General features: G+C 59.0%; 11 protein-coding genes. 5 read left to right on the top strand and 6 right to left on the bottom strand.

Going from position 1 to position 14,580, the window contains the following annotated elements:
- Nucleotides 1–5: 5 nt before the first annotated feature.
- The 5 genes from ABLV78_RS17450 to moeA form a co-directional block, all read right to left on the bottom strand.
- Nucleotides 6–821 (bottom strand): Cof-type HAD-IIB family hydrolase, encoded by an 816-nt coding sequence (locus ABLV78_RS17450; RefSeq protein WP_045395017.1) that lies wholly within the window; start codon nucleotides 819–821, stop codon nucleotides 6–8.
- A gap of 170 nt (nucleotides 822–991) precedes the next feature.
- Complete coding sequence (locus ABLV78_RS17445; RefSeq protein WP_047049089.1) at nucleotides 992–3,424, bottom strand: formate C-acetyltransferase/glycerol dehydratase family glycyl radical enzyme; 2,433 nt, start codon at nucleotides 3,422–3,424, stop codon at nucleotides 992–994.
- 3 nt (nucleotides 3,425–3,427) lie between these two features.
- Nucleotides 3,428–4,327, bottom strand: coding sequence for a glycyl-radical enzyme activating protein (locus ABLV78_RS17440; RefSeq protein ID WP_032711275.1), 900 nt, complete (start codon nucleotides 4,325–4,327; stop codon nucleotides 3,428–3,430).
- 155 nt (nucleotides 4,328–4,482) lie between these two features.
- Nucleotides 4,483–5,238: a molybdopterin-synthase adenylyltransferase MoeB gene (moeB, locus tag ABLV78_RS17435; RefSeq protein ID WP_047049086.1), complete on the bottom strand. Its 756-nt coding sequence runs from the start codon at nucleotides 5,236–5,238 to the stop codon at nucleotides 4,483–4,485.
- Complete coding sequence (gene moeA, locus ABLV78_RS17430) at nucleotides 5,238–6,473, bottom strand: molybdopterin molybdotransferase MoeA (RefSeq protein ID WP_047049084.1); 1,236 nt, start codon at nucleotides 6,471–6,473, stop codon at nucleotides 5,238–5,240. The genes moeB and moeA overlap by 1 nt, the downstream gene beginning before the upstream one ends.
- A 179-nt stretch (nucleotides 6,474–6,652) precedes the next feature.
- Here moeA and iaaA point away from each other — a divergent pair, with 179 nt between their 5' ends.
- The 5 genes from iaaA to gsiD are packed head-to-tail and all read left to right on the top strand — an operon-like array spanning nucleotide 6,653 to nucleotide 12,917.
- Nucleotides 6,653–7,594 carry a beta-aspartyl-peptidase gene (gene iaaA / locus ABLV78_RS17425; protein WP_047049081.1) on the top strand — a complete coding sequence of 314 codons (942 nt, stop codon included), beginning with the start codon at nucleotides 6,653–6,655 and terminating at the stop codon, nucleotides 7,592–7,594.
- A gap of 14 nt (nucleotides 7,595–7,608) precedes the next feature.
- Nucleotides 7,609–9,462, top strand: coding sequence for a glutathione ABC transporter ATP-binding protein GsiA (gsiA, locus tag ABLV78_RS17420; RefSeq protein WP_045395007.1), 1,854 nt, complete (start codon nucleotides 7,609–7,611; stop codon nucleotides 9,460–9,462).
- A 33-nt stretch (nucleotides 9,463–9,495) separates the two neighbouring features.
- Nucleotides 9,496–11,037 carry a glutathione ABC transporter substrate-binding protein GsiB gene (gsiB, locus tag ABLV78_RS17415; protein WP_047049079.1) on the top strand — a complete coding sequence of 514 codons (1,542 nt, stop codon included), beginning with the start codon at nucleotides 9,496–9,498 and terminating at the stop codon, nucleotides 11,035–11,037.
- A 46-nt stretch (nucleotides 11,038–11,083) separates the two neighbouring features.
- A complete protein-coding gene (gene gsiC / locus ABLV78_RS17410; RefSeq protein ID WP_020079290.1) occupies nucleotides 11,084–12,004 on the top strand; it encodes a glutathione ABC transporter permease GsiC in 921 nt (306 codons plus the stop codon).
- Between the two features lies 1 nt (nucleotide 12,005).
- Nucleotides 12,006–12,917, top strand: coding sequence for a glutathione ABC transporter permease GsiD (gsiD, locus tag ABLV78_RS17405; RefSeq protein WP_047049077.1), 912 nt, complete (start codon nucleotides 12,006–12,008; stop codon nucleotides 12,915–12,917).
- 316 nt (nucleotides 12,918–13,233) lie between these two features.
- Here gsiD and rimO read toward each other — a convergent pair whose 3' ends face one another.
- On the bottom strand, nucleotides 13,234–14,559 hold the full coding sequence (rimO, locus tag ABLV78_RS17400; protein WP_047049075.1) for a 30S ribosomal protein S12 methylthiotransferase RimO: 1,326 nt from the start codon (nucleotides 14,557–14,559) through the stop codon (nucleotides 13,234–13,236).
- Nucleotides 14,560–14,580 lie beyond the last annotated feature (21 nt).

Here is a 14,580-nt window from a genome sequence, read left to right as displayed (position 1 = left end):
CAGGATCAGTCGTTGAAAGGGGAGGTCTTATCGAGAACGGCCTGAATCACCTTCAACGCGCCGTCGTGGTTATTGTCATCGGTGGTGAAACCGGCGATGGCTTTGATGCTGTCGGCAGCGTTGGCCATAGCAAAAGCATATTTCACCAGTTTTAACATTTCGGCGTCATTGCCGCTGTCGCCAATTGCTACGCACTGCTGCGGCGAAAGGTTCCAGCGTTTGAGCAGGCGGCTGATGCCGTTGGCTTTATGCAGGCCGGGGATAATCAAATCGACAAAGCCAAAGCCGCTGGTGACCGGCTTCATGATCCCATCCAGCGAGACGTGCAATTTATCGATAAGCTGTGGGATATCGCTATCAGGCAGGTTGAGGGAGAATTTGAATAGCGTATCGTCGATGCGATGGTAATCGCTTACCCGCTGCAGACGATGGTAGTGCTTCGACATCAGCTCAACAAAGGCGTCCGGGGCTTTATCGCTCACGTATGCGCTTTGCAGGCCGCAGGCGACAAAGTTGAGCTGCGGATCTTTCAGCAGTTCGCCAATCACCACCTGTGATTCGTGACGGGTCAGTTCGCCGTGGAACAACTGTTTGCCATGCTCGTAAACCAGAGCGCCGTTTTCTGCGACGAATGAAATCTGCTCGCGAATTTCCGGGAAAAATGAGATCAGCTGGTAGTACTGGTTGCCGCTGGCGACAACAAATTCAATACCTTGCTGTTTAAGCTGCGCAAACTGCGCAAGGAAACGCGGGCGGTCATACTGCTTGGCGTCATTGAGAAAAGTTCCGTCCATATCGGTGACGATAACTTTAACGGTCATAAGAGGTGCTCCTGGCTTAACTTCGACCAGTAACATTCTAATTACAATGTGATGGGGAGCACAAATTTATTTCGAATGAAAGTTACCTATTCATCAACATGCCCGTCAGCGTAGCTACCGGGCATGGAAGCAGTAACCCGGCTCAGCGCAGCGCCGGCCGGGTATTTTCCTTACAGCGTATGCTCGGTACGGGCGATGATGTCGTCCTGGGTATCCGGCGACAGGGCGGTGAAGAACGCCGAGTATCCGGCGACGCGGACCACTAAATCGCGGTACTGGTCAGGGTGTTTCTTGGCTTCCAGCAGCGTTTCGCGTGACACGATGTTGTACTGGATATGCCAGCCTTTATGCACCTCGAAGAAGGTGCGCAGCAGCACCATCAGCTTTTGCTTATCAGACTCGTTCTCCAGCGTGGAAGGATTCAGCTTCTGGTTGAGCAGCACGCCGCCGAGGATCGCGCCGGTCGGCAATTTACCTACCGAACTGATAACCGCCGTTGGCCCCAGGTGATCGGTACCGGAGGCCGGGCTGGCCCCTTCCGCTAGCGGCGCGTGCGCTTTACGGCCATCCGGCGTTGCCATGGTCTGCGCGCCAAACGGGACGTTCGCGGAGATAGACGACGTACCGGCGTAATAGTTACCGCCAATCGGGCCGCGGCCGTAACGCGGGTTATGGTACTGCTTCAGCTCGTCGATATAGGTCTGATAGGCGCGGGCCAGCAGAATGTCGACGCTGTCGTCATCGTTACCGTACTTCGGCGCGCCGTTGATCAAGCGCTGACGTAACTGCTCGTGGGTCAGGCCGGCAAAATCTTCCGCCAGCGCCTTCGCCAGCTCCTGCTGGCCGATGACGCCCTGATCGAAGACCAGTTTTTTCACCGCCGCCAGGCTGTTGCCGAGGTTGGCAATCCCGACCTGCAGGCCGGAAACCCAGTCATATTTCGCGCCGCCTTGCTTGATGCTTTTCGCCCGTTCGATGCAGTCATCGACTAATGCTGAGCAAAGAATATCGTGGACGTTCTCTTCCAGCATGGTATCGACAACGTACTCAATCTCGATGGATTTACGGGTGTAGTAGCGGATCTGGGTGTCCCAGTCTTCCAGTACCTGGTCGAAGTTAGCGAAGTTACCTTTCGATAGCGCATGTTGCTGGGCAAGGAACACCTGGCCGCTGGTGGCATCGCGGCCGCCTTCCAGCGTCGCCAGCATCACCCGCGCGAAGTTAATAAAGCTCATGCCGGTGCAGCGATAGCCCCATTTGCCGCCGACCGCGGTTTCGATACAGCCGATAGCGGCGTAATCGTAGGCGTCCTGCGGCTCAATGCCGAGCTTGATAAATTCCGGGATGACGATTTCATCGTTATTAAACGCCGGCATGCCGAAACCGCAGCGGATCACCTGAACGCAGGCGTCGAGGAAGTCGTTGCTCATCCCGGCGTGGTAACGCACGCTGAGGTTCGGCTGGGTAGAGCGCAGGCGGCCGCAGGATTCGAGGATCGCGTACGACAGCGGGTTGACGGCGTCCTGCGGTTGACCGTCGACCAGATTTTGTCCGCCGATGGTGACGTTCTGGTACAGCGGGCTACCGGCGGAAGCTTTGGAATGCGATCCGGAGCGAATTTTGTTGACCTCCAGCAGCTTCAGCCAGCAGCAATGCAGCAGCTCAATGGCCTGTTCGCGATCCAACGATTGCTGCAGTTCAACGTCGCGGCGGTAGTATGGATAGAGGTACTGGTCCATGCGGCCAAAAGAGACCGAGTGGCCGTTGGATTCAATCTGCAGGATCAACTGAATGAAGTAGCAGAGCTGCAGCGCCTGCCAGAAGGTTTTCGGCGGCTCGTGGGCGATAATTTCACAGTTTTCGGCGATCGCCAGCAGCTCGTCGCGGCGCAATTCACGCGGCTCCTGCGCCGCCATGTCGCGCGCCAGCGTAGCGAAGCGTTTGCAGTGTTCGCTCACTGCCGCGAGCACGATATCGATCGCCTTCAGGAACTGTTCGCCGTGCAGATCTTCCAGCACCGTCAGATTAATACGCGAGCGGCGTTCAGCGACCTTCGCGCGCATGCCGTCGAGCCCTTTTTCCAGCAGCAGCGGATAGTTGACCGCCAGGTGGGCGTCGCCGGAAGTCATGTTGCCTTCGGCTTTGATAATGCCGGTAGCGAGCAGCGCTTTTTGTTCATCGGTAAACATGCCGTAGCAGCGGTCCTGAACGGTCTGCCCGCGCCACCATGGGCACACTTCATGTAATACGCGCTTATTCTCTTCGCTGACCGAGAAGCCGGCGCCCGGACGGTCGGCGAGATCGTCGATCTCTTTCTCAATCCAGCTGACGGTATATTCCGGGAAAATCGGCGCGGCGCGAACTTCGCTGGCCTGGTTGCCGACGATCAGCTCATCGTGCTTGATCCAGATAGTGCGTTCCGCCAGGTGATGGGCCAGCGCCAGCGCGCGACGTACCGGGATCGGTTTATCGAGATGTTGCTGATAGGCGGCGGTATAGTGTTGGGCGCGCTCGGTACAAACCGGCGGCTTAACGATATGCACCAGCGCCATTTTATGCGCCTGAATGCGGGCGCTCAGAGTATCCAGTTTTAAGGTGGTCATAAGTTATCCTCGTAGGGTCGCCGTTAAACCTTTGCTTTGCGCGTACTGCTGCGCAAAGGCCAGCAGCTCTGGAGCGGCCAGCGGTTTGTCCGGTGCGGTATAGGGCTGACTGAGTAGTTGGTATTTATTCATTCCCAGCGTGTGGTACGGCAGGAAATGGATTTCGCTGACCTGAAGACGGTCGGCGGCAAAATCGGTAATCGCGGTAATGTCGGCTTCGCTGGCGTTAAATCCCTGAATTAATGGGACGCGAATGATGATTTTTTTCCCTGCCTGCGCCAGGCGCTGCAGGTTATCCAGCACCCGGCGGGCGCTGCCGTCGGTCCACTGCTGGAAGACGGCGTCATCGACGTGCTTCAGGTCGGCCAGAAACAGATCGACAAACGGTAAAGAGGGTTCAATGTACTTCCACGGTACGTGCAGGCAGGTTTCCACGGCGGTGTGAATGCCCGCCTGATGGCTGGCTTCGAACAGCGCCTGCGCCAGCGTCGGGTTCATAAAGGGCTCGCCGCCGGAAAGGGTGATGCCGCCACCGCTGCGATCGTAAAATGGTTTATCACGCAGCACCGTCGCCATAATTTCCGCCACGCTTTTTTCCTCGCCGCAGACCGTCAGCGCGGTAGTGGGGCAGCAGTCGCGTAGCGCGGCGATATGGTCGTCGTTGACGTTTTGCCGATGGATAATCAGGCCGTCCAGAGTACGGGTAATCACCTCCGGCGCCGCCTGCTGACACAGCTCGCAGCCGTCAAGACACAGCCGCGCGTCGTACAGCAGGTCTTCGCTGCGGGCGCGGCTTTCCGGGTTCTGACACCAACGGCAGCCCAGCGAACAGCCTTTAAGGAATACGACGGTACGGATCCCCGGGCCGTCATGGGTGGAGTAGCGCTGGATGTTGAAGATCATGATTTACCCTCTTATTTGCATATGAAGATTAAATAACTTTCGAATGAAAGTTATATTGACGCAAATCAACAATCAGAGTGGGTAGTAGAGAGGGGGAGAAAAAGAACGGCGTGGTTCACAAAATAACCGGCGACCTGCCTCGCCGGCGGCTGGAATTAGCGTGAACCACACACCTCGCATTGGGGGTGGCGCATCAGCTTCATTTCGCGAAACTGGCAGGTCATCGCGTCATACATCACGATTTTTCCCCTGGCGGGGGTGCCGTAACCGGTCAACAGTTTAATCGCCTCCATGGCCTGCAGCGAACCGATAGTGCCGACCAGCGGCGCCATCACCCCGGCTTCGACGCAGGTGAGGGCGTTTTCGCCGAACAGGCGGCTCAGGCAGCGATAGCATGGCTCGCCGTCCTGATAGGTAAAGACGCTGATTTGCCCTTCCATACGAATCGCCGCGCCGGAGACCAGCGGGGTTTTGTGCTGGAAGCAGCCGGCGTTAAGCTGATTGCGAATAGCAACGTTGTCGGTACAGTCCAGTACCAGATGGTGATCGGCAATCTGCGTTGCCAGCGCCGCGTCATCCAGCATTGCATTGATGGCGACCAGCCGAACGTGCGGGTTAATGCGCGCCAGCGCATCGCGGGCGGAATCGACCTTCGGCTGGCCGATGGTCGCGTCGCTGTGCAGCGTCTGGCGTTGTAGATTGGATAACGAAACGGTATCGAAATCGACGAGCGTGAGCTGACCCACCCCGGCCGCCGCCAGATATTGAGCGGCGGCACAGCCGAGCCCGCCGAGGCCGACGACCAGTACGCGAGCGGCTTTTAGCCGCTCCTGACCGTCGAAATCAAACCCCCGCAGCACGATCTGCCGGTTATAGCGCAGCATCTCCTCGTCGCTCAGCTCAACGGCCATTACAGCCCCCCAAACAGATGATTAAAGGGCTCGACTTCGACCCATTCGCCCGCTTCGACGTTGCCGCGTTCGCGCTCCAGTACGATAAAGCAGTTACCGAGGCTGAATGAGCTGAAAATGTGCGAACCCTGATGCCCGGTGGTGCTCACCACCAGTTCGCCTTCCGGATTGCGCTGCAGCACGCCGCGCTGGAAGTCGAGGCGGCCCGGCGATTTTTTCAACCGGCTGGCGGCGCGCACGCGCAGACGCATCGGCTGGGTTTGGCCGCGATTGCCGGAGAGCTTGGCCAGCAGCGGCTGAACCAGTTGATAGAAGGTTAAGGTGGCGGAAACCGGGTTGCCCGGCAGGCCGCAGAACCAGCTGTTGCTGAGCTTGCCGAAGGCGAACGGTTTACCCGGCTTAATCGCCAGCTTCCAGAAGCCGATCTCGCCCAGTTCTTCGAGGATGGTTTTGGTGTAATCGGCTTCGCCCACGGAGACGCCGCCGGAACTGATCACTACATCTGCCTGCTGGTCGGCGGCGATAAAGGCGTCGCGCAGCTTCGCCGGATCGTCAGGAATAATACCGAGGTTGATCACCTCGCAGCCCAGCTGTTCGAGCATCAAATGTACCGCCAGGCGGTTGGTATCATAGATCTGGCCGTCGCCGAGCGGTTGGCCTGGCAGCTGGAGCTCATCGCCGGTCGAGAAGACCGCGACGCGCACTTTACGCAGCACCTCAACTTCAGCTATGCCCAGCGACGCCAGCACCGGCAGTTCCGCAACGGTAAGACGAGTCCCTGCCGGGAATACTACCGCGCCGTTGGCGATATCTTCGCCGCGACGGCGTATATTTTGCCCGGCTTTCACCGGCGCGATGAAGCGCACGCCCGCATCGCTTTGTTCCGTTTCTTCCTGCATAACCACGGCGTCGCAGCCTTCAGGCACCGGCGCGCCGGTCATGATGCGGATACAGGTGCCCGCCGGCCAGGCATCGTGGAACGGTTGGCCGGCAAAGGCCTTACCGGCAACCGGCAGCGCCGCGCCGTCGGCGACATCGGCCAGGCGCACGGCATAGCCGTCCATCGCCGAATTATCAAAACCGGGTACGTCCAGCGGCGAAACGACATCATGGGCGGTCACGCGCGAAAAGGCCTGCAGCAGCGGCAGGGTCTCCGTGGCCTGCAGCGGCGAAATACGGTCGAGCATCTGAGTCAGGGCTGTGTCGAGCGGCATCAGTCCGGCGGTAAAATCCATGGGTTACTCCTGCTGGCAAAACGTCGAAAACGCCTATTATGGCAGAAAAGCGCCGGCGACTGTATGCCGCTGCGGTACGAGGCTTTACATCACCGGATGCTCTTTCTATATTCAAAAAATGTATAAAAGGTTAGTCAGTATAATGATATCTATAGAGTTTATGGCAAAGGAAAGATCGAATGGGTAAGGCGGTAATAGCAATCCACGGCGGCGCCGGCGCAATTAGCCGAGCGCAGATGTCGCCGGAGCGCGAACGCGAGTATGTAGCCGCGCTGTCGGCCATCGTCGATAGCGGACAAAAAATGCTGGCAGCAGGCGCCAGCGCACTGGATGCGGTGACCGAAGCGGTACGTCTGCTGGAAGAGTGCCCGCTATTTAACGCTGGAATAGGTTCCGTGTTTACCCACGATCAAACGCACGAACTGGATGCCTGCGTGATGGATGGCTATAGCCTGCAGGCCGGCGCGGTTGCGGGCGTAAAGCATCTGCGTAACCCGGTGCTGGCGGCGCGTATGGTGCTGGAAGAAAGTCCGCACGTGCTGCTTATCGGCGAAGGGGCGGAAAAGTTTGCCGCCTCGCGCGGGATGGCGCTGGTTGAAAACGAGTTATTTTCTACCACCGAGCGGCTTCTGCAGTTGCAGCAGGCGAAAGAGGGCGGCGAGATTATTCTCGACCACCATGCCGCGCCGCTCGACGAACGCCACAAAATGGGGACCGTTGGCGCGGTGGCGCTGGACCTGGCCGGTAATCTGGCGGCGGCGACCTCCACCGGCGGAATGACCAATAAACTGCCCGGTCGCGTCGGCGACAGCCCGCTGCCGGGCGCGGGCTGCTACGCCAATAACGCCAGCGTCGCGGTCTCCTGCACCGGCACCGGAGAAGTCTTCATGCGCACACTCGCCGCTTACGACATTTCAGCGTTGATGGAGTACGGCAACCTCAGCCTGTTTGAGGCCTGCGAGCGGGTGGTGCAGGAAAAACTGCCGGCGCTGGGCGGCAGCGGGGGCCTTATCGCCATCGACCGCGAGGGGAATGTCGTGCTGCCTTTCAATAGCGAAGGTATGTACCGGGCGTGGTGTTATGCGGGCGATACGCCGACGATTGGAATTTATCGCGAATAAAAGGAGAAGCGAGCTTGCCGCAAAGTCATGAAATTGATGAAGACGATGTGCTGGTGGTACGCGATCTTAACGTCGCTTTTAGCCAGCAGCGGCAGCGCGTTTCCGCGGTGCGTAACCTGTCGTTCAGCCTTCGCCGCGGCGAGACGCTGGCTATCGTCGGCGAGTCCGGTTCCGGAAAATCAGTGACCGCCCTGGCGCTGATGCGCCTGCTCGACGAGGCGGTCAGCGAGGTCAGCAGCGAGGCGTTGCTGCTACGTCGACGCAACCGTCAGGTGATTGATATTAATGCACAAACGGCGGGGCAGATGCGTCAGGTTCGCGGCGCGGACGTGGCGATGATTTTTCAGGAGCCGATGACCTCGCTGAACCCGGTATTCACCATCGGCGAACAGATTGCCGAATCTATCCGTCTCCATCAGGGGCTACGGCGTGACGAGGCGCTGCGGGAAGCCAAAAAGATGCTCGAGCGGGTGCGCATTCCGGAAGCGGCAGCGATGCTTTCACGCTATCCGCATCAGCTTTCCGGCGGCATGCGCCAGCGGGTGATGATCGCCATGGCGTTATCGTGTCGCCCGGCGGTACTGATTGCCGATGAACCCACCACCGCGCTGGACGTCACGATTCAGGCGCAGATCCTACAGCTTATCGCCGCGCTGCAAAAAGAGATGGCGATGGGGGTGATGTTTATCACTCACGATATGGGCGTGGTGGCGGAGATCGCCGATCGCGTGCTGGTGATGTATCGCGGCGAAGCCGTAGAAAGCGGGCGCGTCGACGATATTTTTCGCGCCCCGCAGCACCCTTATACCCGGGCGCTACTGGCGGCGGTGCCGAAGCTCGGCTCAATGCGCGGCAGCGATTTACCGCGGCGCTTCCCGCTGCTCAACGACGGTGTGACCCAGCAGCCGGAACAGAATACCGTGGTCGCCGGCAAACCGATTTTACAGGTGCGCGATTTGGTCGCGCGTTTCCCGATCCGCGGCGGTATTCTCAACCGCGTCACCCGCGAAGTACACGCGGTGGAAAAAGTGAGTTTCGATCTGTGGCCGGGCGAAACGCTGTCGCTGGTCGGCGAATCAGGCTGCGGTAAATCGACTACCGGGCGGGCGCTGCTGCGGCTGGTGGAAGCGCAGGGCGGCAGCATCACCTTTAACGGCCAGCGTATTGATGCGCTGTCCGGCGGCAAACTGCAGACGCTGCGTCGCGATATTCAGTTTATTTTTCAGGATCCTTACGCCTCGCTCGATCCGCGGCAGACGGTCGGGTATTCCATTATGGAGCCGCTGCGCGTGCATGGTCTGCTGGAGGGAGACGCGGCTCGCGAACGCGTCGGCTGGCTGTTGCAGCGCGTGGGGCTGGAGGCGGAACACGCGTGGCGTTATCCGCATGAGTTTTCCGGCGGCCAGCGGCAGCGTATCTGTATCGCCCGTGCGCTGGCGCTCAATCCGAAAGTGGTGATCGCCGATGAGTCGGTGTCGGCGCTGGACGTGTCGATTCGCGCGCAGATTATTAATCTGCTGCTCGATTTACAGCGTGAAATGGGCATCGCATTTCTGTTTATTTCCCATGACATGGCGGTGGTGGAGCGCATCAGCCACCGCGTAGCGGTGATGTATCGCGGGCGGATTGTGGAGATTGGCCCGCGTCGCGCCGTGTTTGAGAACCCGCAGCATCCTTACACCCGTAAACTGATGGCGGCGGTGCCGGTCGCCGACCCGGCGCATCGTCAACCGCAGCGCGTATTGCTCTCTGACGAGTTGCCGGGGAATATCTATAAACCGGGAGAAGAAATCGACAGCGCGCCGTTACAGCTGGTAGCGCCGGGACATTATGTCGCCCGCGAGCCCGCCGATGTACTGAGCCGATAACAACCTAACGCACTCTTGCAGGAGCATAACAACATGACTCAACCTGTTACACGCAAATGGCTACTGGCGCTTGGCATCGCCTCGGCGCTGGCGGCGACGCCGGCCTTCGCCGCGAAAGATGTGGTAGTGGCAGTCGGTTCCAACTTCACGACCCTCGATCCCTATGACGCGAACGATACCTTATCGCAGGCGGTGGCGAAGTCGTTTTATCAAGGCCTGTTCGGCCTTGATAAAGAGATGAAGCTGCAAAACGTGCTGGCGGAAAGTTATACCGTTTCGGCGGATGGGCTGGTGTATACCATCAAGCTGCACAGCGGGGTGAAATTCCAGGATGGCACCGATTTTAACGCCGAGGCGGTGAAAGCGAATCTCGACCGCGCCAGCAATCCGGATAACCATCTCAAACGCTATAACCTGTACAAGAATATCGCCAGCACCGAGGCGGTGGATCCGACGACGGTCAAAATCACGCTCAAACAACCGTTCTCGGCGTTTATCAATATCCTTGCCCATCCGGCGACGGCGATGATTTCGCCAGCGGCGCTGAAAAAATATGGCAAGGAGATCGGCTTCCACCCGGTAGGTACCGGGCCGTATAAGCTCGACACCTGGAATCAGACCGATTTCGTCAAGGTCAGCAAGTTTGACGGTTACTGGCAGCCGGGGCTGCCGAAGCTGGATTCCATTACCTGGCGCCCGGTAGTCGATAATAACACCCGTGCGGCGATGCTGCAGACCGGCGAGGCGCAGTTCGCCTTCCCGATCCCTTACGAGCAGGCGCCGCTGCTGGCGAAAAACAGCAAGCTGGAGCTGGTGGCCAGCCCGTCGATTATGCAGCGCTATATCAGCATGAACGTAACGCAGAAGCCGTTCGATAATCCGAAGGTGCGGGAAGCCATTAACTATGCGATTAACCGTCAGGCGCTGGTTAAGGTCGCGTTTGCCGGATACGCCACCCCGGCGACCGGCGTCGTGCCGCCTGCTATTGCCTACGCTCAGACTTACACCGCATGGCCTTACGACCCGGCGAAAGCCCGTCAGTTGCTGAAAGAAGCCGGTTTCCCTAACGGCTTCAGCACCACGCTGTGGTCATCGCATAATCACAGCACCGCGCAGAAGGTACTGCAGTTTACCCAGCAGCAGCTGGCGCAGGTGGGTATTAAAGCGCAGGTGACGGCGATGGATGCCGGACAGCGTGCGGCGCAGGTTGAAGGCAAGGGGCAGAAAGAGAGCGGGGTGCGGATGTTCTACACCGGCTGGTCAGCGTCGACTGGCGAAGCCGACTGGGCGCTGTCGCCGCTTTTCGCCTCACAAAACTGGCCGCCGACCCTGTTTAACACCGCGTTTTACAGCAATCCGCAGGTCGATAAAGACCTGAGCGAGGCGCTGAAAACGACCGATGCGCAACAGAAGACCAAACTCTATAAAGATGCGCAGGACATTATCTGGAAAGAGTCGCCGTGGGTGCCGCTGGTGGTGGAAAAGCTGGTGTCGGCGCATAGCAAAAACCTGACCGGGTTTTATATTCAGCCGGATACCGGTTTTAGCTTCGAGCAGGCGGATCTGACGCAGTGATAGTGCTTATGCTCACGCGTTCCCTCTGCCGAAATGGGAGGGGACGATGCTGAATTACGTTCTGAAGCGCCTGCTGGGGCTCATTCCGACGCTGTTTATCGTCGCCGTGCTGGTGTTCCTGTTTGTGCATATGCTGCCGGGCGATCCGGCGCGGCTGATCGCCGGGCCGGAAGCCGATGCGCAGGTGGTGGCGATGGTACGCCAACAGCTGGGGCTCGATCAGCCGTTGCACGTGCAGTTCTGGCACTACATCACCAATGTATTGCAGGGTGATTTCGGTATCTCGATGGCTTCGCGCCGCCCGGTGACCAGCGAAATCGCCAGCCGCTTCATGCCGACGCTGTGGCTGACGCTTGCCAGCATGAGCTGGGCGGTGCTGTTCGGCATGGCGGCGGGCATCGCCGCGGCGGTGTGGCGCAATCGCTGGCCGGATCGGCTGGGGATGGCGCTGGCGGTAACCGGTATCTCCTTCCCGGCGTTCGCTCTCGGCATGCTGCTGATGCAGGTCTTTTCCGTTGAGCTGGGCTGGTTGCCGACGGTCGGCGCCGACAGCTGGCGGCACTATATTCTACCGTCGTTGACCCTGGGCGCCGCGGTGGCATCGGTGATGGCGCGCTTTACCCGCGCGTCGTTCGTTGACGTGCTGCATGAGGATTACATGCGTACCGCACGGGCTAAAGGGGTGAGCGAAACGCTGGTGGTGTTGAAGCATGGTCTGCGCAACGCGATGATCCCGGTAGTGACCATGATGGGTCTGCAGTTCGGTTTTCTGCTCGGCGGCTCCATTGTGGTGGAGAAGGTCTTCAACTGGCCGGGGCTTGGGCGACTGCTGGTCGATTCCGTGGAGATGCGCGACTACCCGGTGATTCAAGCGGAAGTGCTGCTATTTTCGCTGGAGTTCATTCTTATCAACTTAGTGGTGGACGTGTTGTATGCCGCCATTAACCCGGCTATCAGGTACAAGTAAGGTGCGATTGCTCAACTGGAGAAGGGAAGCGGTTATCAACGCCATGCCGGGCGTTAAGCCCGGACAGATCCGCACGCCGTGGCATGAGTTCTGGCGGCGTTTTCGTCACCAGCCGGTGGCGATGACGGCGGGGATATTTGTGTTGCTGCTGATTGTCGTCGCGATTATCGCGCCGTGGATAGCGCCGTATGACGCGGAAAACTATTTCGATTACGACCGCCTGAACGAAGGGCCATCAATGGTGCACTGGTTCGGCGTCGATTCGCTGGGGCGCGATATTTTCAGCCGGGTGCTGGTCGGCGCGCAGATTTCGCTGGCCGCCGGGGTACTGGCGGTGCTGATTGGCGCGCTGATTGGCACCGTGCTCGGCCTGCTGGCCGGGTACTACGAAGGCTGGTGGGACCGCATCACCATGCGCATCTGCGACGTGCTGTTTGCCTTCCCCGGCATTCTGCTGGCGATTGCGGTGGTGGCGGTGATGGGCAGTGGGATGGCCAACGTGATTATCGCGGTGGCGATATTCTCAATTCCGGCGTTCGCCCGCCTGGTGCGCGGCAATACGCTGGTGCTGAAGCAGCAGACGTTTATTGAGTCGGCGCGCAGTATTGGCGCCAGCGACACGACTATTCTGTTCAACCATATTTTGCCCGGTACGGTATCGTCGATCGTGGTCTATTTTACCATGCGCATCGGCGTGTCGATTATCTCCGCCGCCAGCCTGTCGTTCCTTGGCCTTGGCGCGCAGCCGCCGACGCCGGAGTGGGGGGCGATGCTGAATGAAGCGCGCGCGGATATGGTGATGGCGCCGCATGTGGCATTATTCCCGGCAATCGCCATTTTCCTGACGGTGCTGGCGTTTAATCTATTGGGCGACGGACTGCGCGATGCGTTGGATCCGAAGATAAAGGGGTAGGGGACGAGCACGGCGGTAGCAAAGTTGGTAATCCGGATAAGGCGCAAGCCGCTATCCGGATTATCCCAGCCTGCGCTACGCTTGGCAGGGCTACGGGTTTGAGCGGTTTGGTAGCCCGGATAAGGCGCAAGCCGCTATCCGGGTTATCCCAGCCTGCGCTACGCCTGGCAGGGCTACAGGTCTGAGCGGTTTGGTAGCCCGGATAAGGCGCAAGCCGCTATCCGGGTTATCCCAGCCTGCGCTACGCCTGGCAGGGCTACGGGTTTGAGCGGTAGGTAGCCCGGATAAGGCGCAAGCCGCTATCCGGGAAGCGGGATTAGACCCGGGTACCCCACAGGTCGTATTCGTCGGCGTGCTCGACTTTCACCCGCAGTACGTCGCCCGGTTTAACGTTGGTTTCACCGTTCAGATAGACCGCGCCGTCGATTTCCGGGGCATCGGCCATGCTGCGGCCAATCGCGCCTTCTTCATCGACTTCATCGACCAGCACCATAATTTCGCGGCCCACTTTTTCCTGCAGACGCTCGGCGGAAATCTGCTGTTGCAGCTGCATAAAGCGGTTCCAGCGCTCTTCTTTCACCTCTTCCGGTACCTGATCCGCCAGTTCGTTGGCGGTGGCGCCTTCAACCGGGCTGTACTTGAAGCAGCCCACGCGATCGAGGCGAGCTTCTTTCAGGAAGTCGAGCAGCATCTGGAAATCTTCTTCCGTTTCGCCCGGGAAACCGACGATAAAGGTGGAACGCAGGGTCAGATCCGGGCAGATCTCGCGCCACTGTTTAATACGCGCCAGCTGACGATCTGCGGAACCCGGGCGCTTCATCAGTTTCAGAATGCGCGGGCTGGCGTGCTGCAGCGGAATGTCGAGATACGGCAGGATCTTGCCTTCCGCCATCAGCGGGATCACATCGTCAACGTGCGGGTACGGATAGACGTAGTGCAGACGCACCCAAATGCCGAGTTTCGCCAGCTCTTCACACAGGCTGACCATACTGGTTTTCACCGGCATGCCGTTGTGGAAACCGGTACGGTGCTTGACATCAACGCCATAGGCGGAGGTGTCCTGCGAAATGACCAGCAGCTCTTTCACCCCGGCGTCCGCCAGGCGTTTGGCTTCCGCCAGCACTTCGCCAATCGGACGGCTCACCAGATCGCCGCGCATTGACGGGATAATGCAGAAGGTGCAGCGATGGTTGCAGCCTTCCGAGATTTTCAAGTACGCGTAGTGGCGCGGCGTCAGCTTGACGCCCTGTTCCGGCACCAGGCTGAGGAACGGGTTATGCTTCGGCTTCGGCGTATAGTGGTGAACGTGCTCCAGCACCTGCTCGTAGCTATGCGGACCGGTAATTTCCAGCACCTTCGGATGCACTTCGCGGATTTGATCTTCTTTCGCGCCGAGGCAGCCGGTAACGATCACTTTGCCGTTTTCTTTTAAGGCTTCGCCGATCGCTTCAAGCGACTCCTGCACGGCGCTGTCGATAAAGCCGCAGGTGTTGACGATAACCATATCGGCGTTGTCGTAGCTGGGAACCACGTCATACCCTTCGGTACGTAGTTCGGTGAGGATACGTTCTGAGTCTACCAGGTTTTTCGGGCAGCCCAGGGAGACGAAGCCGATTTTCGGCTGGTGCGTGACATTGCTCATAGCTTAAAAAATGTTCATTTA

This window comes from Klebsiella sp. CN_Kp075 (genome assembly GCF_040065055.2).
Classification (GTDB): Bacteria; Pseudomonadota; Gammaproteobacteria; order Enterobacterales; family Enterobacteriaceae; genus Klebsiella; species Klebsiella aerogenes.
Note: the sequence above shows the minus strand (reverse complement) of the source record. Positions and strands in the feature narration are given on the sequence as shown.

Bases quoted from the DNA above. Each gene is read 5' to 3' on its own strand.
- ABLV78_RS17450 (WP_045395017.1), bottom strand. From the start codon at position 821: ATGACCGTTAAAGTTATCGTCACCGATATGGACGGAACTTTTCTCAAT.
- ABLV78_RS17445 (WP_047049089.1), bottom strand. From the start codon at position 3,424: ATGACCACCTTAAAACTGGATACTCTGAGCGCCCGCATTCAGGCGCAT.
- ABLV78_RS17440 (WP_032711275.1), bottom strand. From the start codon at position 4,327: ATGATCTTCAACATCCAGCGCTACTCCACCCATGACGGCCCGGGGATC.
- moeB (WP_047049086.1), bottom strand. From the start codon at position 5,238: ATGGCCGTTGAGCTGAGCGACGAGGAGATGCTGCGCTATAACCGGCAG.
- moeA (WP_047049084.1), bottom strand. From the start codon at position 6,473: ATGGATTTTACCGCCGGACTGATGCCGCTCGACACAGCCCTGACTCAG.
- iaaA (WP_047049081.1), top strand. From the start codon at position 6,653: ATGGGTAAGGCGGTAATAGCAATCCACGGCGGCGCCGGCGCAATTAGC.
- gsiB (WP_047049079.1), top strand. From the start codon at position 9,496: ATGACTCAACCTGTTACACGCAAATGGCTACTGGCGCTTGGCATCGCC.
- gsiC (WP_020079290.1), top strand. From the start codon at position 11,084: ATGCTGAATTACGTTCTGAAGCGCCTGCTGGGGCTCATTCCGACGCTG.
- rimO (WP_047049075.1), bottom strand. From the start codon at position 14,559: ATGAGCAATGTCACGCACCAGCCGAAAATCGGCTTCGTCTCCCTGGGC.